This window comes from Janthinobacterium sp. FT14W (assembly GCF_009208755.1).
GTDB classification, from domain to species: Bacteria; Pseudomonadota; Gammaproteobacteria; order Burkholderiales; family Burkholderiaceae_D; genus Janthinobacterium; species Janthinobacterium violaceinigrum.
In genome coordinates this window covers 18,886-41,344 of sequence record NZ_WFLL01000007.1, presented here as the reverse complement: position 1 = coordinate 41,344, position 22,459 = coordinate 18,886, and the positions used below count along the sequence as shown (strand labels likewise).

Annotated in this window: 24 protein-coding genes; 7 read left to right on the top strand and 17 right to left on the bottom strand. The window is 65.2% G+C overall.

Translation table 11 applies throughout. The features are described 5' to 3' along the window. Positions 1-42 precede the first annotated feature (42 nt). The 4 genes from lepB to GCN74_RS07120 all read right to left on the bottom strand — a co-directional run bounded on the left by lepB (position 43) and on the right by GCN74_RS07120 (position 2,061). Positions 43-714, bottom strand: a complete 672-nt coding sequence (gene lepB, locus GCN74_RS07135; protein WP_152256015.1) for a signal peptidase I — start codon at positions 712-714, stop codon at positions 43-45. A 191-nt stretch (positions 715-905) separates the two neighbouring features. Beyond that, positions 906-1,148 carry a hypothetical protein gene (locus GCN74_RS07130; protein ID WP_152256014.1) on the bottom strand — a complete coding sequence of 81 codons (243 nt, stop codon included), beginning with the start codon at positions 1,146-1,148 and terminating at the stop codon, positions 906-908. Next, positions 1,145-1,390, bottom strand: a complete 246-nt coding sequence (locus tag GCN74_RS07125; RefSeq protein WP_152256013.1) for a hypothetical protein — start codon at positions 1,388-1,390, stop codon at positions 1,145-1,147. Before GCN74_RS07125 ends, GCN74_RS07130 begins: the two co-directional genes overlap by 4 nt. A gap of 131 nt (positions 1,391-1,521) precedes the next feature. Next, positions 1,522-2,061: a GNAT family N-acetyltransferase gene (locus tag GCN74_RS07120; protein ID WP_152256012.1), complete on the bottom strand. Its 540-nt coding sequence runs from the start codon at positions 2,059-2,061 to the stop codon at positions 1,522-1,524. An 81-nt stretch (positions 2,062-2,142) separates the two neighbouring features. On the opposite strand from GCN74_RS07120, the gene GCN74_RS07115 reads away from it, so the two are divergent. Next, positions 2,143-2,535, top strand: a complete 393-nt coding sequence (locus GCN74_RS07115) for a VOC family protein (protein WP_152256011.1) — start codon at positions 2,143-2,145, stop codon at positions 2,533-2,535. Between the two features lies 1 nt (position 2,536). Here GCN74_RS07115 and GCN74_RS07110 read toward each other — a convergent pair whose 3' ends face one another. Then, entirely contained in the window at positions 2,537-3,121 is a 585-nt protein-coding gene (locus GCN74_RS07110; protein ID WP_152256010.1) for a DinB family protein, read from the bottom strand. Between the two features lie 160 nt (positions 3,122-3,281). Here GCN74_RS07110 and GCN74_RS07105 point away from each other — a divergent pair, with 160 nt between their 5' ends. Continuing rightward, a complete protein-coding gene (locus tag GCN74_RS07105) occupies positions 3,282-4,268 on the top strand; it encodes an HDOD domain-containing protein (RefSeq protein ID WP_193316996.1) in 987 nt (328 codons plus the stop codon). Between the two features lie 39 nt (positions 4,269-4,307). On the opposite strand, the gene GCN74_RS07100 is transcribed toward GCN74_RS07105, so the two are convergent. The 8 genes from GCN74_RS07100 to GCN74_RS07065 form a co-directional block, all read right to left on the bottom strand. Continuing rightward, a complete protein-coding gene (locus GCN74_RS07100) occupies positions 4,308-5,009 on the bottom strand; it encodes an ABC transporter ATP-binding protein (protein ID WP_152256116.1) in 702 nt (233 codons plus the stop codon). Between the two features lie 4 nt (positions 5,010-5,013). Then, on the bottom strand, positions 5,014-5,727 hold the full coding sequence (locus GCN74_RS07095) for an ABC transporter ATP-binding protein (RefSeq protein WP_152256008.1): 714 nt from the start codon (positions 5,725-5,727) through the stop codon (positions 5,014-5,016). Then, positions 5,720-6,694: a branched-chain amino acid ABC transporter permease gene (locus GCN74_RS07090; RefSeq protein ID WP_152256007.1), complete on the bottom strand. Its 975-nt coding sequence runs from the start codon at positions 6,692-6,694 to the stop codon at positions 5,720-5,722. The genes GCN74_RS07095 and GCN74_RS07090 overlap by 8 nt, the downstream gene beginning before the upstream one ends. After that, positions 6,691-7,563, bottom strand: coding sequence for a branched-chain amino acid ABC transporter permease (locus tag GCN74_RS07085; RefSeq protein WP_141168659.1), 873 nt, complete (start codon positions 7,561-7,563; stop codon positions 6,691-6,693). Before GCN74_RS07085 ends, GCN74_RS07090 begins: the two co-directional genes overlap by 4 nt. 105 nt (positions 7,564-7,668) lie before the next feature. Next, on the bottom strand, positions 7,669-8,835 hold the full coding sequence (locus GCN74_RS07080) for an ABC transporter substrate-binding protein (RefSeq protein WP_152256006.1): 1,167 nt from the start codon (positions 8,833-8,835) through the stop codon (positions 7,669-7,671). A gap of 112 nt (positions 8,836-8,947) precedes the next feature. Beyond that, on the bottom strand, positions 8,948-10,489 hold the full coding sequence (locus GCN74_RS07075; RefSeq protein WP_193316995.1) for a class I adenylate-forming enzyme family protein: 1,542 nt from the start codon (positions 10,487-10,489) through the stop codon (positions 8,948-8,950). Positions 10,490-10,500: 11 nt separating this feature from the next. Next, on the bottom strand, positions 10,501-11,655 hold the full coding sequence (locus GCN74_RS07070; protein WP_034782861.1) for an acyl-CoA dehydrogenase family protein: 1,155 nt from the start codon (positions 11,653-11,655) through the stop codon (positions 10,501-10,503). Between the two features lie 38 nt (positions 11,656-11,693). Then, entirely contained in the window at positions 11,694-12,518 is an 825-nt protein-coding gene (locus tag GCN74_RS07065; RefSeq protein ID WP_152256004.1) for an IclR family transcriptional regulator, read from the bottom strand. A gap of 289 nt (positions 12,519-12,807) precedes the next feature. On the opposite strand from GCN74_RS07065, the gene GCN74_RS07060 reads away from it, so the two are divergent. Both GCN74_RS07060 and GCN74_RS07055 read left to right on the top strand, forming a co-directional pair. After that, on the top strand, positions 12,808-14,805 hold the full coding sequence (locus GCN74_RS07060) for a TonB-dependent receptor plug domain-containing protein (protein WP_152256003.1): 1,998 nt from the start codon (positions 12,808-12,810) through the stop codon (positions 14,803-14,805). Between the two features lie 30 nt (positions 14,806-14,835). Continuing rightward, the gene (locus tag GCN74_RS07055) at positions 14,836-15,375 is read left to right on the top strand and encodes a molybdopterin-dependent oxidoreductase (RefSeq protein ID WP_193316994.1); all 540 of its coding nucleotides are present in this window, start codon (positions 14,836-14,838) and stop codon (positions 15,373-15,375) included. A 52-nt stretch (positions 15,376-15,427) separates the two neighbouring features. Here GCN74_RS07055 and GCN74_RS07050 read toward each other — a convergent pair whose 3' ends face one another. From GCN74_RS07050 to GCN74_RS07040, 3 genes are read right to left on the bottom strand one after another with little or no spacing between them, the layout of a single operon-like run. Further along, on the bottom strand, positions 15,428-16,357 hold the full coding sequence (locus tag GCN74_RS07050; RefSeq protein ID WP_152256001.1) for an alpha/beta hydrolase: 930 nt from the start codon (positions 16,355-16,357) through the stop codon (positions 15,428-15,430). Then, positions 16,354-17,220: an alpha/beta fold hydrolase gene (locus GCN74_RS07045; RefSeq protein WP_152256000.1), complete on the bottom strand. Its 867-nt coding sequence runs from the start codon at positions 17,218-17,220 to the stop codon at positions 16,354-16,356. Before GCN74_RS07045 ends, GCN74_RS07050 begins: the two co-directional genes overlap by 4 nt. 35 nt (positions 17,221-17,255) lie before the next feature. Then, positions 17,256-18,317, bottom strand: coding sequence for a sugar phosphate isomerase/epimerase family protein (locus GCN74_RS07040; RefSeq protein ID WP_152255999.1), 1,062 nt, complete (start codon positions 18,315-18,317; stop codon positions 17,256-17,258). A gap of 139 nt (positions 18,318-18,456) precedes the next feature. Here GCN74_RS07040 and GCN74_RS07035 point away from each other — a divergent pair, with 139 nt between their 5' ends. After that, positions 18,457-19,056 carry a TetR/AcrR family transcriptional regulator gene (locus GCN74_RS07035; RefSeq protein WP_152255998.1) on the top strand — a complete coding sequence of 200 codons (600 nt, stop codon included), beginning with the start codon at positions 18,457-18,459 and terminating at the stop codon, positions 19,054-19,056. Positions 19,057-19,081: 25 nt separating this feature from the next. On the opposite strand, the gene GCN74_RS07030 is transcribed toward GCN74_RS07035, so the two are convergent. Next, entirely contained in the window at positions 19,082-19,453 is a 372-nt protein-coding gene (locus tag GCN74_RS07030) for a flagellar basal body protein (protein WP_152255997.1), read from the bottom strand. A gap of 159 nt (positions 19,454-19,612) precedes the next feature. On the opposite strand from GCN74_RS07030, the gene GCN74_RS07025 reads away from it, so the two are divergent. Both GCN74_RS07025 and GCN74_RS07020 read left to right on the top strand, forming a co-directional pair. Beyond that, the gene (locus tag GCN74_RS07025) at positions 19,613-20,809 is read left to right on the top strand and encodes a dienelactone hydrolase family protein (protein ID WP_226938917.1); all 1,197 of its coding nucleotides are present in this window, start codon (positions 19,613-19,615) and stop codon (positions 20,807-20,809) included. 112 nt (positions 20,810-20,921) lie between these two features. After that, entirely contained in the window at positions 20,922-22,427 is a 1,506-nt protein-coding gene (locus GCN74_RS07020; protein WP_152255996.1) for an NYN domain-containing protein, read from the top strand. The last annotated feature ends 32 nt before the right edge of the window (positions 22,428-22,459 follow it).

The window sequence follows — 22,459 nt, the reverse complement described above, 5'->3', positions numbered from 1 at the left end:
GCGCCATGCTAACCGAAAAGCACGGCGCCGTTGCAAGGGGGCTTATTCCAGCTTCATGCCGAAACGCTGCAGCCGCGGCTGCCAATGCTCCTCGATGTTGGCCGAGACGAGGATGCGTTCGGCCTTGCCGATGAGCAACGCGCGGGGCACAAAGCCGAAATAGCGCGAGTCGGCGCTGTTGTCGCGGTTATCGCCCAGCATGAGGAAATGGTCGGCCGGCACCGTCACGGGAGCAAAGCTGCGCGCGGCGCCCGCGATCTGCGGCAAGACCTGGATGAGGTGCTGCTCGGTCTGGTTGCGCTCGCGGATGCGCTGTGCCGTCAGCTGGCCCACGTGGGCGATGGTTTCCGGTGCCGTGTCGAGCGCCGTGTACTGGGCGGGCTGGCCGTTGATGACCAGCTGCTCTTCGCGCATTTCCACCGTGTCGCCTGGCAGGGCGACGATGCGCTTGATCAGCCGCGTGCCGTCTTTCGGCGAGGAAAAGGTGACGATGTCGCCCCGCTGCGGTTCGCCCAGGCGCTGCAGCACGATGTCCGTCAGCGGCACTTTCAGGTTGAAGGCCAGGCGGTTGACGAAGACCACGTCGCCTTCGAGCAGGTTGGGGCGCATGGAGGCCGAGGGGATGGGATTCCAGTCCGCCACGGCCGTGCGGAACACGCCGAACAGCAGGAGAAACATCAAGAAACCTTTGTTGGCGCGCATCCATGTGCTCATAGCGGTTCTTTCGCCGGGCGGTACCCGTGATGGTGGAGGGAGGCGCCATTGCCGCTGGCGACATGTTCACGATGCACGGCGAGACTGAAGCGAGTCTTAAATGAGGGCAATGGGGAGGCCCATGCGCAGGAAAATGGCGGCGACGGCGTGCGCGATGGCGTATCGCTGTTGCGTGCACGCATCATCCTGCCTCAGGGATGCCGGCAAGGCGCATGCGCGTCGTCACCGTTTTGCAGGCGCTTGCCGTGCATGTCATCCCACAGCTCGCCGAGCGCCATCAGCAGGCCGCCGGCCACGAAGGGGATCGCCACCAGCCAGGGACTGCTGTCGAGCCAGGGACCGAGCAGGATGGCCGAGGCCACGGCGATGACGATGGCGCTGTACCAGAAGCGGCGAGGATGCTGGAGCGTAAACAGGTAGTGAAGGTCGTTCATAAATCCTCCTTGGTGAGTATGCGGAAGAGCCGGGTGGCCAGGATGCTGCTGACGGCAATGACGACGCAGCCGTCCAGGAAAAACAGCACCTTGCCAACCAGGTGCATGCCCTGCACGGGATAGGCGGGCAGTGCCTGCGTTTCAGCCCACTGTGTGATGCGTGCCAGCACGATGGCGGCGACAAAGATAGCGACGGCCAATGCCAGCACCACGTGTTCGAACAGGCGTAGCCGCAATTTCATGTCGGACTTGGCAAGAGTGGGGAAATTCCCGAACCTTGACGTTATCAGTTCAATATCGCGCTGCTTTGCGTTGCCACAAAGTCGCCGGTGACAGGATCAAAGTCGCATTGCTGCCGGAAAAATACGCCATCTCAGGCCATGGCTTGCGGATTGCGCCGCTCAAAATACAGCAAATCCGACCAGGCATTCTGGAAAAACATGGCTTGGTCCGACTTGCCATACTGATGAAAGCCGTTGCGCTGCATGACGGCGAGCGAGCCCAGGTTTTGCGGCCGCGCCGTCGCTTCCAGGCGCCACAGGTCCAGTGGACCGAATGCCTCTTCCAGCAGCAGGGCGACCACGCGCGTGGCGTAGCCGCGTCCGCCGAACCGTTCGCCGATGCGATAGCCGAGTACTGCCTTGTTGAAATACGGGCGCGTGACGGCCGTCAGGTTGACCCTGCCGATGATCTGCCCGTCCAGCTTGGCCAGGTACTGATAAGCGAGGTCTTGCTGGCGCTCGCGCTGCGCCTGCCCGATGGCGGCGGCGATGGCTTCCTGCCCGTAGTAGGACGGCGCGCGCGCCGTGACCCAGTTTTCAAAATAGGCGCGGTTTTCCAGTTCGAAGGCCAGCAAGGCGGGAAGGTCGGCGCTGGAAGGGGGAAGCAGCTGAAGGCGGTCGAGGTCTGGCATGGGATCATGAGGGAAAGCGATGCGCCACTATAATCAGCTGGCGCATGTCGCCGCACATGCATGAATTCATGAAGGAGCAGCATGCTGTCCCATCTCTGCCTCGGCACCAACGACTTTCCCCGCGCTTACGCGTTCTACACGGCCCTGCTGGGAGAGCTGGGCTTGATCGAAAAATTCCATGACCGGGACCAGCCCTGGGCGGGCTGGATGGCGCAGGACGCGCCGCGGCCCCTGTTCGTGCTGACGGCGCCGCACGACGGCTTGCCGGCCGCTCCCGGCAACGGCCAGATGACGGCCTTGCTGGCGGCCAGCCGCGCGCAGGTGGACCGCTGCCACCAGGCCGCGCTGGCGCTGGGCGCCGTGTGCGAAGGGCCGCCCGGCTTGCGGCCCCATTACCACGCCCATTACTATGGCGCCTACTTCCGCGACCTCGATGGCAACAAGCTGTGCGTGTGCTGCCACGCCGGGGAATAAGTCAGCGCGCTCCCCACACGTCCGCTTCCGTCCAGCCCAGTTCCGCAAAATCCTGCGCCCGCTCGCCCGCTTCGCCGGCGCAATAGAATTCATCGAGCTGGGGCGGCGCGATGCGCGTGCCGGCCAGCATGGCGTGCACCTGCCCCCGGTGGTGGATCTGGTGCTGGAACACATGCGCGAGCATGCGCAGGCGCGTGTCCACTTGCGGCGTGTCGCGCAGTATCGTCACGGGCCGCGCCAGGTCCGCGTCGCACAGGCTGCGGCAATGGGCGATCAGGCGCAAGTCCGATGCGCGCTGCGCCGCCTGCAGTGCGGCGCAATCGCTAAACGGTTCGTCCTGTTCGAAGAATACATAGCAGTCGGCATGGGGCGCCTCGCCGCGCAGCTCGCGCTCCAGCGCGTCGAGATAAAACCAGTCGCACGTCAGGATGTGGTTCAGGGTGAATTGGATGGTGGGGAAAAAGCTGACGCGCGTGGCCTGGAACTCGGCCTGGGTCAGCTGGGCGCATGCCTTCAGCAGGCGGTGGTTGGCCCAGGCGTTGTTATACGCCTGGCCGGTGACGTACCGGGCCAGCATATTGTTCATGATTTGCCTTGCAAAGCAGGGGGACCTGCGGGAGTGCTACTGTAGCAGCTTGCGGCGGCTGGACAAGGCCGGCCACGCCCGCCGCACCGGCGCTGCCGTCATCAAGTAAAATCGCGGCGCGGATGTCGCGATAGTGATGCATATGGGGCTGGATAGCAAAATGGGTTGGATAGGAAAATTACTGAACGGCGGCGACGAAAAGAGCAAGCCTGCGCCCGTCACGGCTGCGGCGGCGCCCGAGATGACGGGGCCGCCAGCCACCATCGCCGAAATCGATGCCATCTATTACCGCTGGCTGGCGGCCGCAGGGTCGGCGCAGGCGTCACAGCAGTCCGAACAGCAAATCCTGGACGAATTGACGCGGCTGGCCCGTGAACCGGTCGCCGGCGCCGCGCTGGTGCCGCGCATTCCCGCCATCATTCCGCAGTTGATGCGGACCTTGCAAAATGAAAACATGAGCGCGGCCGAGCTGTCGCGCCAACTGGCCCAGGATGTGCTGCTGGTCGCCGAGGTGTTCCGCGAAGCGAACCGCCCCTGCTACCATTCGCGCTACAACGCCAGCCCGTCGATCAACAATATGGAAGGCGCCATCATGCTGCTGGGGCAAAACGGCATGCGCATGCTGCTGGCCCGCGTCGCCTTCCGTCCCATCGTCAGCATGCAAAGCGGCGGGCTGACCATCCGCACGGCGCCGCTGATCTGGCGCCAGTCCGAGAAATGCGCGCTGGCGGCCAACCTGCTCGCGCCTGCACTGCAGGCAAACGCCTTCGATGCCTATCTGGCGGGGCTGATGGCCAATGTCGGCCTGGTGGTGGCGTTCCGGCTGATCGACCAGATGCATGCGCCCGACGCGTTTCCCCAGTCGGACGCCTTCATCGCCCAGGTATTTGCGCAGGCGCGCATCTTGTCGGTCAAGATCGCCGAATTGTGGGAGTTCCCCGAGTCCGTGACCCACGCGATCGGGCAGGCCGGTGCCGAGGCCGACGCCGATCCGCAGGCGCAAGCGCTGGCGCAGGGCGAGCGCTTGAGCAAGCTGCGCATGCTGGTCGATACGGGCCGCTTTCCTGCCGACGATCCCTTCGTGATGGCCGGACTCGGCAAGGCGGACTTGCAGGTGTTCGACAAACTGGCCGACGACGAGGAGTGACGGCCGCAGGCCGCTCAGCCCCCGCGCCGATCACCTTGTTTAGCGGGCGAAATACAGCGCATGCAGGTGTTCCAGGTCGACATCAAGCGCCGGCTGCGACAGCGCCACTTTGCCGCTCTGCATCAGGTAGACGTGGTCGGCCACGCCCACGGCGCGCGCCGTGTTCTGCTCCACTAAAATGATGGTGCGCCGGCCGTCGTTCAGGCGCGCGAGGATCTCGAACAGTTCGTTGACCACCAGCGGCGCCAGGCCCAGCGACGGCTCGTCGATGATCAGCAGCGACGGGTCCGACATCAGCCCGCGCGCCATGGCCAGCATCTGCGCCTCGCCGCCGGACAGTGAGCCGGCCAGCTGCTTGCGCCGCTCGTGCAGGCGGGGGAACATGGCGTAGGCTTCGGCCAGGCGGGCCGGCATGTGGCTGCGGTGCTCCTTGGGGAAGGCGCCCATGATCAGGTTTTCTTCCACGCTCATGTCGCGGAACGTCATGCGGCCCTCGGGGATCATGGTGACCCTGGCGTCGCTCATCTTCCAGGTGGGCGTGCCGTTGATGGCGTGGCCGTCCAGCGCGATGCTGCCCGCGCCCACGGGCAGCAGGCCCATGATGGCGCGCAGCAGGGTGGTCTTGCCGGCCCCGTTCGGGCCGATGATGGTGGTCAGCTTGCCCTTCCGGATGGACAGCGACACGTCCCACAGCACGTTGATGGCGCCGTAGCCGGCGCGCAGTTTGCTTATTTCCAGCATCGTTTCAAGCATGCGCGGCTCCCGTGTAGCTTTCGATGACGGCCGGGTCGCGGAACACGCAATCCGGCGTGCCGTCGGCGATCAGCTGGCCAAAATTGAGCACGGCCACGCGCTGGCACAGATTGCTGATGGTTTCGATATCGTGCTCGATCATGACGATGCCCACGCCAAAGGCTGCGTGCAAGTCCTTCAGCATGCCCATGAAACGGCGCTTGCCGTTCGTTTCCAGCCCGGCCAGCACTTCGTCCAACAGCAGCAGCTTCGGATTCGTCGCCAGCGCCTTGGCCACTTCCAGAGCTTTCAGTTCCGTCAGCGCCAGTTCGCTGGCCGCATCGCGCTGCGCCTTGTCCGCCAGGCTCGTGAAATCGAGGATTTCATCGATCTTGCGCTGGTCCACCTTGCCCGTGCCGAAACGCTGCGCCACGACGAGGTTTTCGCGCACCGTCAATTCGTGCATGGGCTGCGGGATCTGGAAGGTGCGGCCCAGCCCCAGGCGCGCGCGCTGGTACATGGGCGTGGCCATGATGTCGCGGCCCTCGAAGCGGATGCCGCCGCCGGTGGGGCGCACCAGGCCGGAAATGGCGTTGAACAGGGTGGTCTTGCCGGCGCCGTTCGCGCCCACCAGGCCGATCACGTCGTGGCTGCCCACTTTTAAGGTGACGGAATCGACGGCCGTCAGGCCGCCGAAGCGCACGGACACATTATCGAGTTCAAGCATGTTGTTTCCCCTTCGCTGTGAACGCGTTTTTCAGCCATTTTTGCAGCAGCGGCAGCAGGCCGTTCGGACTGAAGACGATCATCGCCACCAGCAGCACGCCCAGCACCAGCTGGTGGCCCGTGGGGATCAGCGACTTGAAAATGAGCTGGTCGACCAGGTAGACCACCACGGCGCCCAGCACGGGGCCGAGTATCGTGCGGTAGCCGCCGAAGATGGCCGCCACGATGGGTAAGGTCACCCACAGGCTGTTGAATGCGTAGTCCGGCTCCAGGAAGTTGATGTAGTGGGCGTTGAAGGCGCCGAACAGGCCCGCCATGAAGGCCGACACCAGCAGCATGGCGCCTTTCAGCAGGGTGCTGTTGACGCCGACGACGCGCGTGGCGTCTTCGCTGTCGTGCATGGCGCGCAGGGCGATGCCGTAATGGCTGGCGCGGATGCGGCTGTAGGCAAACGCGCATGCCACCACCAGGGTCAGCACCACCAGGTAGGCGCCCGTCTTGCTGGCCAGGTCGAAGCCGAAGACGGTGGGCAGTGCCGGGATATTGTTGATGCCGCCTGCGCCGCCCGTGACGGAACGCCATTCCGTGGCCAGGATGCGGAAGATGTGGGCGTAGGCGAGGATGGCCAGCGCAAAGTACGGCCCCCGCAGGCGCAGCACGGGCAGCATGATGACGGCGGCGACGGCTGCGCCCGCGCCGCCGAGCAGCATGGCGGCAAACACCGGCAGGCCCAGTTTCACGGTGGCCAGCGCGGAGACGTACGCGCCCACGCCGAAGAACGCCGCATGGCCGAAGCTGACCATGCCGCCCAGATTGCCCAGCAGGGCCCAGGACATGGCCACGCCGCCGATGATCAGGGCCGCCACCACCATGCTCATCACGTACTGGTTGCCGCCCAGTGCCAGCGGCACGGCGAGATAGGCGGCCAGCAGCAGGCCCGCCGTGGAGATCAGTGTCGAGCGCTTCATCCGCGCCTCCGTTGTGCGCCGAACAGGCCGTTCGGCATGATGAACAGCACCAGCAGGAACAGCACCATGCCGGATAATTCCTGCAGCGCGGAGCTGGCCAGGGTGACGGTCAGCGCTTCGGCCACGCCCAGCAGCACGGCGGCCAGCAGCACGCCGGGGATGGAGCCGATGCCGGCCAGTACCGTGATGATGAAGGCTTTCACCGTCAGCGCGCCGCCGTAGGCAGGCTGGATCACGCCATAGCTGAACAGGGCGACGCCCGCGAAGGCGGCCAGGATGCCGGCGACGAGGAAGGAGACGAGTTCCGTGCGGCCCGGGTCGATGCCCATCAGCTTGGCCGCGTCGCGGTTGCTGGAGACGGCGCGCACGGCGCGGCCATACCAGCTGGTGGCCAGCCAGCGCCACAGGGCCGCCATCAGCACCAGGCTGACGCCGAAGAAGATCACTTCGCTGCGCATGCTGAAAAACGGGCCGATCTCGATGCCTTCCTGCAGCCAGGTCGACGACGTCGAGCGGATGTCGGCCTTCCATACCAGCAGGATGAAATTGGTGAGGATGACGCCGATGCCGTAGGTGAGGATCAGCGAATTGATTTCGCGGTCTTTCTTGATGCGGCTGACGATCAGGTAGACGCCCACGGACGTCAGGCTGACGATCACCAGCGCGATGGGGATGGCGAACATGGGCCCCAGGCCCAGGCCCGATTCCACGCTGTAGGCGATGTAGGCGGCCAGCAGCACCAGTTCGCCGTGCGCCAGATTGATCACTTTCATGGTGCCGAAGACCAGCGCCAGTCCCAGTGCGATCAGGGCGTAGGAGCCGCCCTGCAGCAGGCCCGAATACAGGGCTTGCAAGATTAATTCTGTCATGTCGTCGTCCCGTCAGGCAGCCTGGCGCAGCGCGAAGATGCGCCACGGCTGCCGTTCATCGGTGCATGCCCGGCGGGCATGCGCGTGTGCAGGGGAGGCTGCCGTTTACCAGGGCAGGGCCGGATAGGCCAGCTTGCCCGTCGCATGTTCCTTCGGCCAGACGATGACCACCTTCTTGTCCTGGTGCTGCGCCATGCGGTGCACGAAGTTCTGGTTGTCGCCGTTGGCGGCAAACTGCACCCGGCCGATCAGGGTTTCGCGGTCCGTCTTGCGCATTTCCTCGGCCACGCCGCCTTTCTTGATGGTGCCCTTGTCGGCCGCGCGCGCGATCGCTTCGAACAGCAGCATCGACTGCACGTAGCCGAACTGGCCCAGGTAGTCCGGCTCCTTCTTGTACAGCTGCTTGTAGGCGTCGCTGAAGGCCTTGCCGTCGGCTGTCTTGAACTCCGTGGGGAAGGGCAGCAGGGCCGTGCCGAAGACATTCGGCATCAGGTCGGGGAAGTCGGCCGCCATCTTCGGCGTGGCCAGCGACCACACGCCCACCATGGCCTTGATCTTCGGCTTCAGTACGCGGGCGGCGCGGATGATGCCCACATAGTCGTTTTCGTAGCCGACCATGGCCACCACTTCCGATTTGTCCTGCAGCTTGATCTTGTTGATGATGGGCTTGAAGTCGGTAATGGCCGGGTCGAACGAGTGCGTCGTCACCTTCACGCCCTTGGCGGCCAGGGCCTTTTCCACGTCCTTCGCCAGTCCCGTGGTGGCGTCCTTGGTCGAGTACACGATGGAGACGGATTTGGCGCCCACGTCGGCAAGCAGTCCCAGCATGGCTTTTTCGTAGCCGGCCGTGTTATTGATGCGGAAAAAATTCTTGCGCCCGCTCGATACCAGGCTGTCGTCCACGCCGCCCGAGGTGATGTAGACCAGGCCCAGCTTGTTGGCCGTATCCGAGGCGGGCGAGATATTGTTCGAGCCATAGCCGCCCGTGATGGCCACCACGCCCTGGCTGGCCAGCTTTTCCACGGCGGCGATGGCCTTGGCGGGCGCCGATTCGTCGTCGACGGTGACGATCTTGACGGTGTGCTTGCCGTTGGTCTTGTTGAACACCTCGGCCGCCACCATGATCCCTTCCTGCATGCCGGCGCCGACCCTGGCCAGGTTGCCCGTCAGGGGGATTTCCGCGCCGACCAGGAATTCGTCGGCGCTGGCGTGTGCCATCCAGGCGCTGGCAAGCAGCGCTGCCATGGCGATGCGTGTGTATGTGCGTTTCATCGTATCTCCTCCGGTGATGTGACTTGGTTTGCCGGCGCCAGGACCGGCGCCGGCAAAGCTACCCGCCTGGGTTTTATTGTCGGGTGTATTGAAACCAACTGCAATGGTGAATTTACGGCCTGTTCTGCGCCATCTGGCGCAGTTGCCCCTTTAAAATCTTGCCCGTGGCCGCCGCCGGCAGCGCTTCCATGACGATGATGGCCGCCGGGCATTTGTAGGGCGACAGGGTCTGCGCCAGATAGTCCTGCAAGGCCTGCACCGTCACCGGGTGCTGCGCATCCAGTTCCACGTAGGCGATGACGTCTTCGTTGCCATCGTCCAGGGTGCGTCCCACCACGGCCGACTGCACCACGGAAGGGTGGGCGTTCAGGGCCGTTTCCACTTCCAGCGGATACACATTGAAGCCGGAGCGGATGATCAGTTCCTTGGTGCGCCCCACGATGAACAGGGCGCCGTCGGGATCCTGGCGCGCCATGTCGCCCGTATTGAGCCAGCCGCCGTCGCGCATGGTGGCTGCCGTCATGGCCGGTTCGCGGTAATAGCCGGCCATGACGTTCGGTCCGCGTATCCACAGTTCGCCCGCTGCGCCCGGCGCCACGTCCGTGCCCGCCACGTCCACCACGCGCACTTCCACGCCGGGAATCGGCGTGCCGACGGAGCTGTCATGGCGCGGCGCGTCGAGCCGCGTCTGGCTGATGGTGGGCGCGCTTTCCGTCATGCCGTAGCCATTGTGCAGCGCGGTGCCCAGCAGCCTTTCCACCTCGTGCTTGAGCGACGGCGCCAGCGGCGAGCCGCCCGCATACGCAAAGCGCAGCCGGGTGGGCAGCGGCGTGCCGGCGCCGCCCAGCGTTTGCAGCAGTTTCGCGTACATGGCGGGCACGCCCTGCACGATGGTCAGCTCGTCGTCCTTCAGGGCCGAGAGCAGGCCGTCGACGGAAAAGCGCGGCACCAGGTACAGCGCGGCGCCCGCATGCAGGGTGCCCAGGGCAACGGAGGCCAGGCCATACACGTGCGAAATGGGCAGCACGCCATAGGCGCGGTCGCTGCGCGTCAATCCCCGCAAGGTGCTGGAGACGGCGGCGATGAACAGCAGGTTGCGGTGCGTGAGCATCACGCCTTTCGACTGGCCCGTGGTGCCCGTCGTGTAGATCAGCGCAGCCACCTGTTCGTTGCCTGGCACGCAGGCTTCCGCGATGGCGGCATCGTTCAATGCGCCCGCCAGCAGCCCGCCCATGCCGTCGACGGTGACGGCGCTGGCCGCGCCCAGACGTGCCGCATGCGCGGCCGCTTCCGGCGAGGCGCCGGCCAGGAACAGCAGCCGCCGCGCGCCGGAATGCTCGGCGATGGTGTCGATCTCGCGTGCCGACAGGCGTGCATTGACGTTGACGATCCACGCGTCGATGCTGGCTGCCGCGAAGATCAGCGCCACCTGCAGCGCGCCGTTTTCGCCCACCACCATCAGGCGGTCGCCGGCGCGCACCTGCAAATCGCGCAGCAGCTGCGCGGCGCTTTCCACGCTGTGCTGCAGCTGCGCATAGGTCCAGCTGCGGCCACCTTCATGCAGCGCGGGCGCGTCCGGCGCGCGCGCCGCCCAGTGGGCCGGGATGGCCGACAGGCGCGCCGGCAAGCCGGCCAGCAGGGCGGGAATGTCCATCGCGGCCTCCTTCACTTTTGTGCTGCCTTGATCATGTTGCGGGCGATGACGATCTGCTGGATCTGCGTCGTGCCTTCGTAGATGCGGAACAGGCGCACGTCGCGGTAGAAGCGCTCGGCCGCGTATTCGCTGATGTAGCCGGCGCCGCCGTGGATCTGCACGGAGCGGTCGGCCACGCGGCCGCACATTTCGGACGCGAACAGCTTGCAGCACGACGCTTCCGTCGAAATGTCCTCCTTGTTGTCGCGCCGGCGCGCCGCGTCGAGCACCATGCTGCGCGCCGCGTAGATCTCGGCCTTGCTGTCGGCCAGCATGGCCTGGATCAGCTGGAATTCGGCGATGGGCTGGCCGAACTGCTGGCGCTCCATCGCATACGCCAGGGCGTCGGCCAGCATGCGTTCGGCTGCGCCCACGCAGACGGCGGCGATGTGCAGCCGGCCCTTGTCGAGCACCTTCATGGCCGTTTTAAAGCCTACGCCTTCCTTGCCGCCGATGATGTTTGCGGCAGGGACGCGGCAGTTCTCGAAGATCACGTCGCAGGTATGCGCGCCTTGCTGGCCCATCTTCTTGTCGATCTTGCCCAGCGAGAGGCCGGGCGTGTCCTTTTCCACGATGAAGGCGGAAATGGCCGAGGCGCCCCGCTTGACGGGGTCCGTGCGCGCCATCACGGTGAAGATGCTCGCTTCGGGCGCGTTGGTGATGTAGCGCTTGCTGCCGTTGAGGATATAGAAGTCGCCGTCGCGCACGGCCGTCGTGCGCAGCGACGCCGCGTCGGAGCCGGAGCCCGCTTCCGTCAGCGCGAACGAGCCGATGATCTCGCCGGCCGCCAGCTTGGGCAGATAGTATTGTTTCTGCGCTTCCGTGCCGTCGATGACGATGCCCTGCGAGCCGATGCCGTTGTTCGTGCCGATCAGCGAGCGGAAGGCGGGCGAGGTGCGGGCGATTTCAAACGCCACGCGCACTTCTTCTTCCATGCTCAGCTCCAGGCCGCCGTATGCTTCCGGGATGGACAGGCCGAACAGGCCCAGTTCGCGCATCTGCGCCACGATGGCGGGCGGGATGGTGTCCGTTTCGGCCACCAGCGCCTCGTTCGGCACCAGCACTTCGCGCACGAAACGGGCGATGCTGTCGAGCAGGATGTTCAGGGTTTCTTCGTCGCGTATCATCGGGTCCTCGGAACTGTCATTGTGAGGGGGCGCGCATTCTAACCGCGTCCCAGGTTTTTTTCTACTGCCTTGACGAGGGCGACCAGGCGCGGTCCCAGGTCGCCTTCGAGTTTTTCGCGCGACAGCAGGAAGGCGGGGCCGCCGCAATTGAAGGCCATCACCTGTTCGCCATCGGCACCCAGCATGGGCACGCCCACCGCATGCACGTCGTTCTGCCACTCGCCGGCCGAGATGCAAAAGCCCCGGTCCTGGTAATCCTTGAAGCCTTGCTCGATGCCGGCCTTGATGCGCGGCCAGCGCTCCGTCTCGTGCACGCGCGCATGGTCCATCAGGTAGTCGCGTTCGGCCTGCGGCAGGATGCACAGCAGGGCCTTGCCCATGGCCGTCGTCATCAGGGGGATGCGCGAACCGACGTCGAGGCGCAGGGTGACGTTGGCGCTGCTGCGGCACGTTTCCACGTACACCATGCTGAGACGGTCGCGCGTGCCCAGCGAGACGGACGCCTGCGCATGCTCGGCCAGTTCTTCCATCAGGGGGCGCGCCATCTTGCGCACGTCGAGGTTCGACAGCATGCGGTAGCCGAGGGCCAGCACGCCGGCGCCCAGCTGGTACTTGCCCAGGCTGTCCGAATAATTGAGGTAGCCCAGCTTGGTGAGGGTATGGGTGAGGCGCGAAATCGTCGGTTTCGGGATGGCCGTGCGCTTGGCCATGTCCGCGTTCGACAGGAATACTTCGCCAGGGCGGAAGCAGCGCAGCACTTCCAGGCCCCGCGCCAGCGCGTTGACGAACTGGCGGTCCTTGCCTTCCTCGTCATCGCTGAAGACGATGAGTTCCGGATCTGCTGCGGTCTGAATATTTGTCATATTTGCATTCATTTTCAGGCTCCCTGGAAATCAGTTTGCCTAGCCGAATCCCGCATGTCAACCGTTTTGTGAAACATTCGTTCGCACAGCGAAATACTGCGGTGCATGAAACAATGCATGAAATTTGCCTCGAAAATTGATCTGCGCAGGGGTTTCCCGCCTTGTCGCTTGAACGTCGCTATATACGCCTGTATATTTCGCCGTTGGGTGACGGCCGCCGCACAGGTGGCCGCTTTTTTGAGTATCGCTATATAAGACGATATATAACGAGAGTGGAAAGATCTGGACGATGTTGAAACAGGTAATGGCAGGTGCCGTGATGCTGGCGCTGGCGCAGATGGCGCAGGCGCAGCAAACGGCGGGCAACGATGGCATTGAGGCGGCAGCGCCGTTCGTGCTGGGCACGGTGACGGTGATCGGCCAGCGCGAGCAGGCAGGCCAGGCGGAACAGCAGGTGGGCGCGCAGGTGAGCCGCGCCGAGATGCGCCGCTTCAACCGCGACAACGTGGGCGACGCCCTCAATTTGCTGTCGGGCGTATCGCTGTCGACCAACTCGCGCAACGAAAAAACCGTCGCCATCCGCGGCTTCGATGCGCGCCAGGTGCCGCTGTATATCGACGGCATTCCCGTCTACGTACCGTATGACGGCTACGTCGATTTCAACCGCTTCACGACCAGCGACCTGGCCGCCATCCAGGTGGCCAAGGGCTTCAGTTCCGTGGCCTATGGCGCCAACACCCTGGGCGGCGCCATCAACCTGGTGTCACGCAAACCCGCGGCGCGCCTGGAGGGCGACACTTCCGTCGGCTTCGGCTCGGGCAGCGAGCGCCAGGTGTCGGCCAACGTGGGCAGCAACCAGGGCCTGTGGTATCTGCAGGCGGGCGTGTCGTACATCGACAGCGACGGTTTTCCCCTGTCGTCGGACTTCCGCCCGACCGCCACGGAAGATGGCGGCATGCGCAACAACTCCTACCGCAAGGACCATAAACTGTCGTTCAAGGTGGGTTACACGCCCGATGGCGCGCAGGCGGGCGATGAATACGCGCTCAGCTACTACAAGCAGCATGGCGAAAAAGGCCAGCCGCCATCGGTCAATCCCGTCGGCGCGCGCTACTGGCAATGGCCGTACTGGAACAAGGAAAGCGTGTATTTCGTCTCGCAGACGCGCCTGGGCGAGGCCGAGCGCCTGAAACTGCGGCTGTACCACGACAGCTACGACAATGAAATCACGTCCTATACGAACGGCAGCTACACGACCCTGAAAACCAGCGGCCAGGGCAGCGTCAGCGGCGGGCGCAGTATCTATAACGACCGCACGAATGGGGGCGCGGTGGAACTCGAATCGTTCCGCCTGGCCGCGCACAGCCTGCGCTTCGTGGCCAGCTACAAGGCCGACGAACACCAGGAACTCGATGCCAAGGGCGTGCGCACCACCTGGTACAAGGATGCCTTGTGGACCCTGGGCGCGGAAGACAGCATCGCCCTGAACGGGGCGACGGAACTGTCGCTGGGCGTCTCGCGCAACGCGCTGCGCCCGGACACCGTCTACAGCGCCGGCAATGCCTATACCTTGCCCGAGAATCAATCGGCCACCGACCTGCAGGCGGGCCTGTTCCGCAAGATCGGCGCCGGTGCGCGCGTATACGCCACCGTGGCGCGCAAGTCGCGCCTGCCGACCCTGAAGGACCGCTATTCGCAGCGCCTGGGCACGTATATCGAAAACCCGGCCTTGCGCGCGGAAGAGGCGATCAATTATGAGCTGGGGTATCAAGGAAACTCGCAGGGCGTGGCGCTGGAAGCGGCGCTGTTCTACAGCGACGTGAAGGACAAGATCCAGAGCGTGGCGAACGTCTCGGGCGTGCGCGCGCAGATGCAGAACGCGGGCAGGGCGCACATCAGCGGCGTGGAGCTGGGCTTGCGCGGCAGTGCCGGCGCCTGGCTGGACTTCGGCGGCAATTACACCTACACGGACATGAAGAACGTCAGCGACCGCGCCACGCGCCTGACGGACGTGCCGCGCCACAAGCTGACGGCGCACGCCGTGCTGCATGCGGCGCGCCAGGTCGACGTGGTGGCCATCGCCGAATCGAACAGCGGATGCTGGGTGTCGAACACCCTGGAACTGGGCGGCTTTACGACCGTGAACCTGAAGGCCGTGTACCGTCCCTTGCCGGCCTTGAGCCTGGAAGCGGGCGTGGCGAACCTGGGCGACCGCAATTACGCGCTGTCCGACGGTTTTCCCAGCGCGGGACGCACCTGGCTGGCGAATGCGCAGTACCAGTTCTGATTTTTTGACTGTTCAATGAAAGGACACAGCATGTTCAAGAAAATAGCCGCCGGTTTCGCTTCGGCCGCGCTGCTGGCCGCGGCACCCGCGTGGTCTGCCGCGCCTCCGCCGGCGCGCGACAACATGAGCCACGCGCTGGCCGTGACGGGCATGGTGGAAACGCCATTGACCCTGAAAGTGGCCGACCTGCGCCAGCTGCCGCCGGCCAACGGCGGGGAAATCGCCGTCACGCGCCATAACGGCGAGAGGGCCGAAACCATCACCAGCTACCGCGGCGTGCGCCTGCGCGACATTCTCGACAAGGCGGTGCTCGATGCGCCGGGCCACAACGACGTCAAGAAGCTCGCCATCATCGCCACGGCCACCGACGGCTATGCCGTGGTGTTTTCCTGGGGCGAGCTGTATAACGCGCCGGCCGGCGAGGGCGTGATCGTTTATTACGAAAAAAACGGCAAGGCGCTCGACGACAACGACGGCGAAATCGCCCTCATTTCGGCAAAGGACATCCGCACGGGCCCGCGCCACGTGAAGTGGCTGAACGGGATCGAAGTGCGCAAGCTGGTGGAATGACGCGCAGCTGATGGAAAAAAACGCGCCGTGGAGCCATCCCCGGCGCGTTTTTTTATGCCCCCAGCGCTTGCCGCATGGCCTTGCCCGCCATGTCGAACAGGCCGCGCGCCGCTGGCGTCAGGCCCAGCATGTGCATCGACGCATGGATCATGCCGTCGAGCTGCACGCATTGCGCCGCCACGCCGTCGTCGCGCAAATACCGCGCATAGGCTTCGCCTTCGTCGTGCAGCGGGTCGTACTCGCACACCAGCACGGTTGCCGGCGGCAAGTCCTTGAGCGACGTTGCCCGCAGGGGCGCCGCGTAGGGCTGCGCGCCCTCGGCCGGCTCGTTCAGGTAGGCCGACCAGCAAAAGCGCATGGCTTCCCGCGTCAGCGAATGGCCATCCGCATAGCGCTGGTAGGACGGCGTGTCGAAGGCGAAATCGAGCGCCGGATACAGCAGCAGCTGGTGCGCCAGCGCGGGACCGGCCTGGTCGCGCGCCATCAGGGCCGCTGCCGCCGCCAGGTTGCCGCCCGCGCTGTCGCCACCCACGGCCAGCCGGTTCACGTCGATGCCCAGCGCCGCCCCATGCTGGGCGACCCAGCACAGCGCCGAGTAAAAGTCGTTCAGCGGCACGGGGAACTTGTGCTCGGGCGCCAGCCGGTAGTCGACGGAAAAGATCACGCAGCCGGTGGCGTTGGCCAGCGCGCGGCACGGATTGTCGTACAGGTCCAGCGAGCACAGGCACCAGCCGCCCCCATGCGCAAAGACGATGGCCGGCAGGGGCTTGCCTGTGTCCGCGCCGGCGGGCACGTAGGCGCGCACGGTCAGCGCATGCTCGCCAGGCAGCACGTAGTCCCTGATCGAGGCGACGTCTTCCAGCGGCCCGTGCAGCTGGCGCAGCCCCGTTTCCGTGGCGGCGCGCAGGTCCGCCAGCGAGGCGGGCGGCGGCGCATCGTTTGCCAGCGCCAGGAAGGCCGCTACTTGCGGATCGAGGCTCATGCGGCGTCTCCGGCCAGGAACGGCAGCAGGTGGGCGATGAACGCTTCCGGCTGTTCTTCCATGATGAAGTGGCCGCATTCGGCGACGATGGCGCCTTTTAATATATCCGCCTTGCCCTGCATGGTCAGCAGGGGCGCGTCATTCGTCGCGTGGTCGGCGCCGATGGCCAGCACGGGCATGGCCAGGCTCTTTTTCGCCCGCTCCAGGTTTTGCCGGATGGTTTCCGGAATGGCGCGGTAGTAGGCGAAGCCCGCGCGCAGGGCGCCCGGCGTGGCATAGGCGTCCGCATACACGTCGACGGCCACCTTGTCGCGGCGGTACGACCAGCGGTCCAGGATGAAGCGGATGTATTCGCGCTCCTTGCCGGCCGTGAGCATCTCGGGCAGGTCCAGCACCTGGTTGAACATGAAGTGCCACAGGAAGATGTTGTCGGACGGCGCGACAAAGATCGGCGGCGCCGGCGCCAGGCCCGGGATCACGGCTTCCGTCAGCGCCAGTTTCGTCACTGCCTGCGGGAAGTCGCTGGCCAGCGCATAGCCGACCCACATGCCGATGTCGTGGCCCACCACGTCGTACTGCGCATGGCCCAGGGCCAGCATGGCGCGGTGCAGGGTGGCGGCAACGGCGCCCGTGTCGTAGCCGCCGGCCGGACGTTCCGAGTGGCCGCTGCCGGGCGGATCGATGGCGATCGCCTGGTAGCCCTGGGCGGCCAGCGCCGCCATCACGTGGCGCCAGGCGTACCAGGTTTGCGGCCAGCCGGGGATCAGCAGCACGGGTTTGCCGGTGCCGGCGGTGACGCAATGCAGGCGCTGGCCGTCGATGCGCACATAGTCGTGGGTGTAGCTGTCTTCATTCTGATGCATGGCAAGTCCTTGTATTGATTCAGTTAATTAGTTGATTAGTTGTGCGTGATGCCGAGCAGGGTATTGATCTGCTGCGCGCTGACGGGGGCGCCGGCAAAGTCGTCGAAGATCTTGTCGGTCACGGGAATGATGTGGGCGTTGATGAACGCCACGCCTTCGCGCGCACCCACCTCCTGGTCCTTCAGGCAGCATTCCCATTCCAGCGTGGCCCAGCCTGCGTAGTTGTTCTGTGCCATCTTCGAGAAGATGGCCTTGAAATCGACCTGGCCGTCGCCCAGCGAACGGAAGCGCCCGGCGCGGTTTTCCCACGACTGGTAGCCGCCGTAGATGCCTTGCCGGCCCGTCGGATTGAATTCCGCATCCTTCACATGGAACATGCGGATATGGTCCTTGTAGATGTCGATGAATTCCAGGTAGTTCAGCTGCTGCAGCACGAAGTGGCTGGGATCGAACAGCATCTTGCAGCGCGGATGGCGGCCCACGCGCTCGTAGAACATCTCGAAGCTGATGCCGTCATGCAGGTCTTCGCTCGGGTGGATTTCGTAGCACAGGTTGACGCCCTGTTCTTCGCATACGTCGAGGATGGGCAGCCAGCGGCGCGCCAGTTCGTCGAAGGCCGCTTCGATCAGGCCGGGCGGGCGCTGCGGGAACGGGAACAGGTAAGGCCAGGCGAACGAGCCGGAGAACGTGCCCATTTCCGTCAGGCCCAGGCGCTTCGAGGCCATGGCCGCCAGCTTGACCTGTTCGATGGCCCACTCGGTGCGCGCCGCCGGCTGGCCGTGCAGGTGTGCCGGCGCAAAGCTGTCGCACAGCGCGTCGTAGGCCGGATGCACGGCCACCAGCTGGCCGAGGATGTGCGTCGTCAGTTCGCTGATGACGAGGCCATGGCCGGCCAGCATGGCAACGAGGTCGTCGCAGTACTGCTGGCTGTGCGCCGCTTGCGCCACGTCGAACAGGCGCGCATCCCAGGCGGGGATCTGCAGGGCCTTGAAGCCCATGCCGGCCGCCCACTCGGCGATGGCAGGCAGGGTGTTGAAGGGCGCCGTATCGGCGGCGAATTGTGCCAGGTGCAGGCTTGGTCCTTGGATGGTTTTCATATCGGCTCCTATTGTTTGTCGATCGACAAAGAATAGGCGAAATTTGCAGCGCGGTCAAGGCCGTGATGCAAAATAAATGCGGAATCGGTATGGCGTGCAGGCGTTATACTGGCCGCCAGTTTGCAAGCAGAGGATAAAAATGGCAGGAAGACCGAGGGAATTTGACCGCGCGCTGGCGCTGGCAAAAGCGCGCGACGCGTTCTGGACGCGCGGCTACGAAGGCGTATCGATGGCCGACCTGGTGGCGGCGCTGGGCATCGCTTCGGCGCGCATCTATGCGGCGTTCGGCTCGAAGGAACAGCTGTTCCGCGAAGCCGTGGAACTATATGAAACGGGCGAGGGCGCGTTTGCCGTACACGCGCTGGCGGCCAGCCTGAATGCGCGCGACGCCGTGGCGCGCATGCTGGAAGAGGCCGTGCTGCTGTATACGCGCAGCGGCCAGCCGCAAGGCTGCATGGTGGTCACGGCTGCCACGAACACGAGCGCGGACAACGCGGGCATCGCCGACTGGCTGGCGCAGCACCGCCGCGCGCGCACGCAGGCCGTCATCGAGCGCTTGCGCGCGGCGCAGCTGGCGGGAGAGTTGAAAGAGGAGGCGGACGTGCAGGCGCTGGGCGACTATTATGCGGCGCTGCTGCATGGCCTGTCGGTGCAGGCGCGCGACGGCATTCCCGCCGAACGGCTGCTGGCGCTGATCACGCCGGCCATGGCGCCGCTGGCGCTGGAAATGAAAAATTAGACTATTTTTTCGATAGCCGCAGTCGTCAGGTCTTGACGTCGATCAGGCTGCCCAGGGCCTGGTCGGCCGCCTTGACGACATTTGCCGACAGGTTGAAACCGGCCTTGTAGACGAGGTTATCCGTCAGCTCGGAAGCGAGGCCCACGCCGTTGGGCCGGCTTTCGGCCGCCTTGGCCGCATTCGCATTGGCGCTGCTGACGCTTTCGCCGGCGGCCAGCTGGCGCCCTTCGACGGAGAGGGTGACGCCCGTGCCGGCCGGGCTGGCTTCCTGGAAGTCGGCCGACTGGGGCTGGAAGCCCTGGGTATTCGCATTGGCGATATTGTTGGCGGCCACATCCAGCGCGCGCTGGTTGGCGGTCAGCCCCGAGGTACCGGTGGTGAGGGCGGATATGGACATGGCAACTCCTTCAGAAGGCCTTTAGTTTACTCCCGTCTGCGGAGAAAATGGTTGGTGCAAGGCAACAATTTTTCGCGCAGGTGCTTGCCGCAAAAAATATGTCCATCACGTAACTTTTTTATATTGTTCCGTGGCATTTCACTGCCTAGACTGGCAGGGATGTCATCCACGGAATCCGCCATTTTCCACTTGCTGCGCCGCATGCTCCCGGGTTTTCTGCTCGGCCTGCCCTGCCTGCCCTTGCAAGCCCAGCTTGCCCACGCGCCACTGCCGCTCGACGCGCGCCTGAACGAGCAGGTCATCATGGTGCCGGCCGGCGACGGCTCGCGCGACGTGCTGGAAACCACCGTGTTCCGCCCCGCCGGCCCCGGCCCGTTTCCCCTGCTGCTGATGAATCATGGCAAGCAGGCTGGGCCCGCGAAACTGCAGGCGCGCGAGCGCTTTATCTATATGGCCACCGAATTCGTGCGCCGCGGCTATGCGGTGATGCTGCCCATGCGCGCCGGGTATGCCCGCTCGACGGGCCCGTACCGCGATTTCGGCTGCGACATGCTGGGCAACGCCCAGGGCCAGGCGCGCGACGTGCTTGCCGCGCTCGCGTATGCGCGGCGCCAGCGCTGGGTCGACCCGGAGCGCATCGTCGTCGCGGGCCAGTCGTATGGGGGCATGGCGGCGCTGGCGCTTGCGACCCGGGTGCTGCCCGGCGTGCGCGGCGTGCTCAATTTCGCCGGCGGGCTGCGCATCGACATGCCCGGCTGCGACTGGCAAGGGGCGCTGGCCAAGACTTTCGCCACCCTGGGCGCCTACAACCACATTCCCAGCCTGTGGCTGTATGGCGCCAACGACGCGTATTTTTCGCCGGCGCTGGCGCGGCGGCTGTTCAATTCCTTTACCGGTTCCGGCGGACGCGCGCAGCTGCTGGCGTATGGCCCGTTCAAGCGCGACGCCCACCTGACCCTGGGCAGCCGCGATGGCGTGGCCGTGTGGCTGCCCGCCACGGAGCGCTTCCTGCAGCAGATCGGCATGCCGGTACGGCAGGTCTACCGCGTGGCCGATGCGCCGCCGCCGCCCGCCACGCATTTTGCGCCGCAGGAGGACATCGCCGCCGTGCCCTACCTGGAAGAGCAGGGCCGCGCCGCCTACCGCGTCTTCCTGGAAAAAACGGCGCCGCGCGCCTTTGCCCTGTCGGCCAGCGGCGCCTGGGGCTGGGCCGAGGAGGGCGAAAGCCCCGACGTGCGCGCGCTGGCCTCGTGCCAGCAGCGCAGCAGCCTGCCGTGCCAGCTGTATTCGGTCGATGAAAGCGTCGTTTGGCCCGTCGCCGGCGCCAGCGCGAGGGCGGCCGGCGGCGCCCAATAGGCGGCTGCGCACGATAGTTGTCGCCGAAACGGGGGGCGGGCGAATATACTAGGCGAAAAGGGAGGCGTTGCGCTTCCCGTCCGCCCTTATCATCCAGCGAGAATTCACCCTTATGGCGTCATCCCCAGAAAACCTCAGCATGGCCGTGTTTTGCGACTTCGAGAACGTCGCGCTCGGCGTGCGAGATGCAAATTACGAAAAATTCGATATCAAGCCCATCCTCGAACGCTTGCTGCTCAAGGGCAGCATCGTTGTCAAGAAGGCATATTGCGACTGGGACCGTTATAAGAGTTTCAAGGGCACCATGCATGAGGCGAACTTCGAGCTGATCGAGATTCCCCACGTGCGCCAGTCGGGCAAGAATTCGGCCGACATCCGCCTGGTGGTCGATGCGCTGGACCTGTGCTACACCAAGGCCCACGTTAACACCTTCGTCATCATCAGCGGAGATTCCGATTTTTCGCCGCTCGTCTCGAAGCTGCGCGAAAACGCCAAGCAGGTGATCGGCGTGGGCGTCAAGCAGTCGACGTCGGACCTGCTGGTGGCGAACTGCGATGAATTCATTTTCTACGACGACCTGGTGCGCGAAAGCCGCCGCACGGCCGCCAAGCGCGACGCGCGCGACACGCCGGCCGCCAAGCGCTCGCCCGACGAAGAAGTGCGCCGCAAGGAAAAATACGAGTCGCGCAAGACGGAAGCGATCGAGATGGCCGTCGCCACCTTCGACGCGCTGGTGTCCGAGCGTGGCGACAGCGGCAAGATCTGGGCTTCGATGCTGAAAGAGGCGATCAAGCGCCGCAAGCCCGATTTCAGCGAGTCCTACTACGGTTTCCGCACCTTCGGCAACCTGCTGGAAGAAGCGCAGACGCGCGGCTTGCTGGAATTTGGCCGCGATGAAAAATCGGGCGCCTATGTCTACCGCAGCAGCGGCCTGGTGGCCGTGCCTGCCGCCGCGAGCGGGGATGCGGCCAGCGAGGCCGTCGCCAGCGGCGAAACGGGCGCGGCGGTGGAAGAGGGCAATCAGCGCGAAGGCGGCAGCCGCCGCGATTCGCGCCGCAATGGCCGTGGCGGCCGCAAGCAGAACGAGCATCGCCGCGGCGAAGCGCCACCGGCTTTCGTGCCCGTGGCCGAGGCGGAAACGGTCGTCGTCGAGCAGTATGCGCCGGCGCCGCAGCCGGAAGTGCTGCATGAAGTGGCCGAGGCGGCAGCCGCGGTGGTGGCGGAAGAAGGCAGCGCCAAGCGCGGTTCGCGCCGCAACGGCCGTGGCGGCCGCAAGAATGGCGACGCTGCCCGCGAAGCGCGCGCCGAAGCCGTCGAGGTGGCGCCAGTGGCGGAAGCCGTGCCTGTGCCAGCACCTGAGCCGGTAGCGGAAGCGGTGGTGGAGGTAGTTGAAGCGACCGCCGAAGCGAAACCGAAAGCCAAGCCGCGCACGCCGGCCCGCAAGGCGGCAGCGGCGAAAAAGCCGGCCAGGAAGGCGGCGGAAGCCGTGGTGGAAGCGGCGCCTGTCGTCGAAGCGGCACCGGTGGAAGTGACTGTCGTGGCCGAAGACAAGCCGGCCAAGGCGCCGCGCAAGACGCCGGCGCGCCGTCCCGCGCGCAAGAAGGCGGAAGTTGATTGATTGACGCCCCAAAGCAAGAACTGGGGTCAGAC

Bases quoted from the DNA above. Each gene is read 5' to 3' on its own strand.
- GCN74_RS07085 (WP_141168659.1), bottom strand. From the start codon at position 7,563: ATGACAGAATTAATCTTGCAAGCCCTGTATTCGGGCCTGCTGCAGGGC.
- GCN74_RS07075 (WP_193316995.1), bottom strand. From the start codon at position 10,489: ATGGACATTCCCGCCCTGCTGGCCGGCTTGCCGGCGCGCCTGTCGGCC.
- GCN74_RS07065 (WP_152256004.1), bottom strand. From the start codon at position 12,518: ATGACAAATATTCAGACCGCAGCAGATCCGGAACTCATCGTCTTCAGC.
- GCN74_RS07090 (WP_152256007.1), bottom strand. From the start codon at position 6,694: ATGAAGCGCTCGACACTGATCTCCACGGCGGGCCTGCTGCTGGCCGCC.
- GCN74_RS07060 (WP_152256003.1), top strand. From the start codon at position 12,808: ATGTTGAAACAGGTAATGGCAGGTGCCGTGATGCTGGCGCTGGCGCAG.
- GCN74_RS07115 (WP_152256011.1), top strand. From the start codon at position 2,143: ATGCTGTCCCATCTCTGCCTCGGCACCAACGACTTTCCCCGCGCTTAC.
- GCN74_RS07110 (WP_152256010.1), bottom strand. From the start codon at position 3,121: ATGAACAATATGCTGGCCCGGTACGTCACCGGCCAGGCGTATAACAAC.
- GCN74_RS07035 (WP_152255998.1), top strand. From the start codon at position 18,457: ATGGCAGGAAGACCGAGGGAATTTGACCGCGCGCTGGCGCTGGCAAAA.
- GCN74_RS07100 (WP_152256116.1), bottom strand. From the start codon at position 5,009: ATGCTGGAAATAAGCAAACTGCGCGCCGGCTACGGCGCCATCAACGTG.
- GCN74_RS07050 (WP_152256001.1), bottom strand. From the start codon at position 16,357: ATGAGCCTCGATCCGCAAGTAGCGGCCTTCCTGGCGCTGGCAAACGAT.
- lepB (WP_152256015.1), bottom strand. From the start codon at position 714: ATGAGCACATGGATGCGCGCCAACAAAGGTTTCTTGATGTTTCTCCTG.
- GCN74_RS07070 (WP_034782861.1), bottom strand. From the start codon at position 11,655: ATGATACGCGACGAAGAAACCCTGAACATCCTGCTCGACAGCATCGCC.
- GCN74_RS07095 (WP_152256008.1), bottom strand. From the start codon at position 5,727: ATGCTTGAACTCGATAATGTGTCCGTGCGCTTCGGCGGCCTGACGGCC.
- GCN74_RS07040 (WP_152255999.1), bottom strand. From the start codon at position 18,317: ATGAAAACCATCCAAGGACCAAGCCTGCACCTGGCACAATTCGCCGCC.
- GCN74_RS07120 (WP_152256012.1), bottom strand. From the start codon at position 2,061: ATGCCAGACCTCGACCGCCTTCAGCTGCTTCCCCCTTCCAGCGCCGAC.
- GCN74_RS07025 (WP_226938917.1), top strand. From the start codon at position 19,613: ATGTCATCCACGGAATCCGCCATTTTCCACTTGCTGCGCCGCATGCTC.
- GCN74_RS07125 (WP_152256013.1), bottom strand. From the start codon at position 1,390: ATGAAATTGCGGCTACGCCTGTTCGAACACGTGGTGCTGGCATTGGCC.
- GCN74_RS07055 (WP_193316994.1), top strand. From the start codon at position 14,836: ATGTTCAAGAAAATAGCCGCCGGTTTCGCTTCGGCCGCGCTGCTGGCC.
- GCN74_RS07030 (WP_152255997.1), bottom strand. From the start codon at position 19,453: ATGTCCATATCCGCCCTCACCACCGGTACCTCGGGGCTGACCGCCAAC.
- GCN74_RS07045 (WP_152256000.1), bottom strand. From the start codon at position 17,220: ATGCATCAGAATGAAGACAGCTACACCCACGACTATGTGCGCATCGAC.
- GCN74_RS07020 (WP_152255996.1), top strand. From the start codon at position 20,922: ATGGCGTCATCCCCAGAAAACCTCAGCATGGCCGTGTTTTGCGACTTC.
- GCN74_RS07130 (WP_152256014.1), bottom strand. From the start codon at position 1,148: ATGAACGACCTTCACTACCTGTTTACGCTCCAGCATCCTCGCCGCTTC.
- GCN74_RS07105 (WP_193316996.1), top strand. From the start codon at position 3,282: ATGGGTTGGATAGGAAAATTACTGAACGGCGGCGACGAAAAGAGCAAG.
- GCN74_RS07080 (WP_152256006.1), bottom strand. From the start codon at position 8,835: ATGAAACGCACATACACACGCATCGCCATGGCAGCGCTGCTTGCCAGC.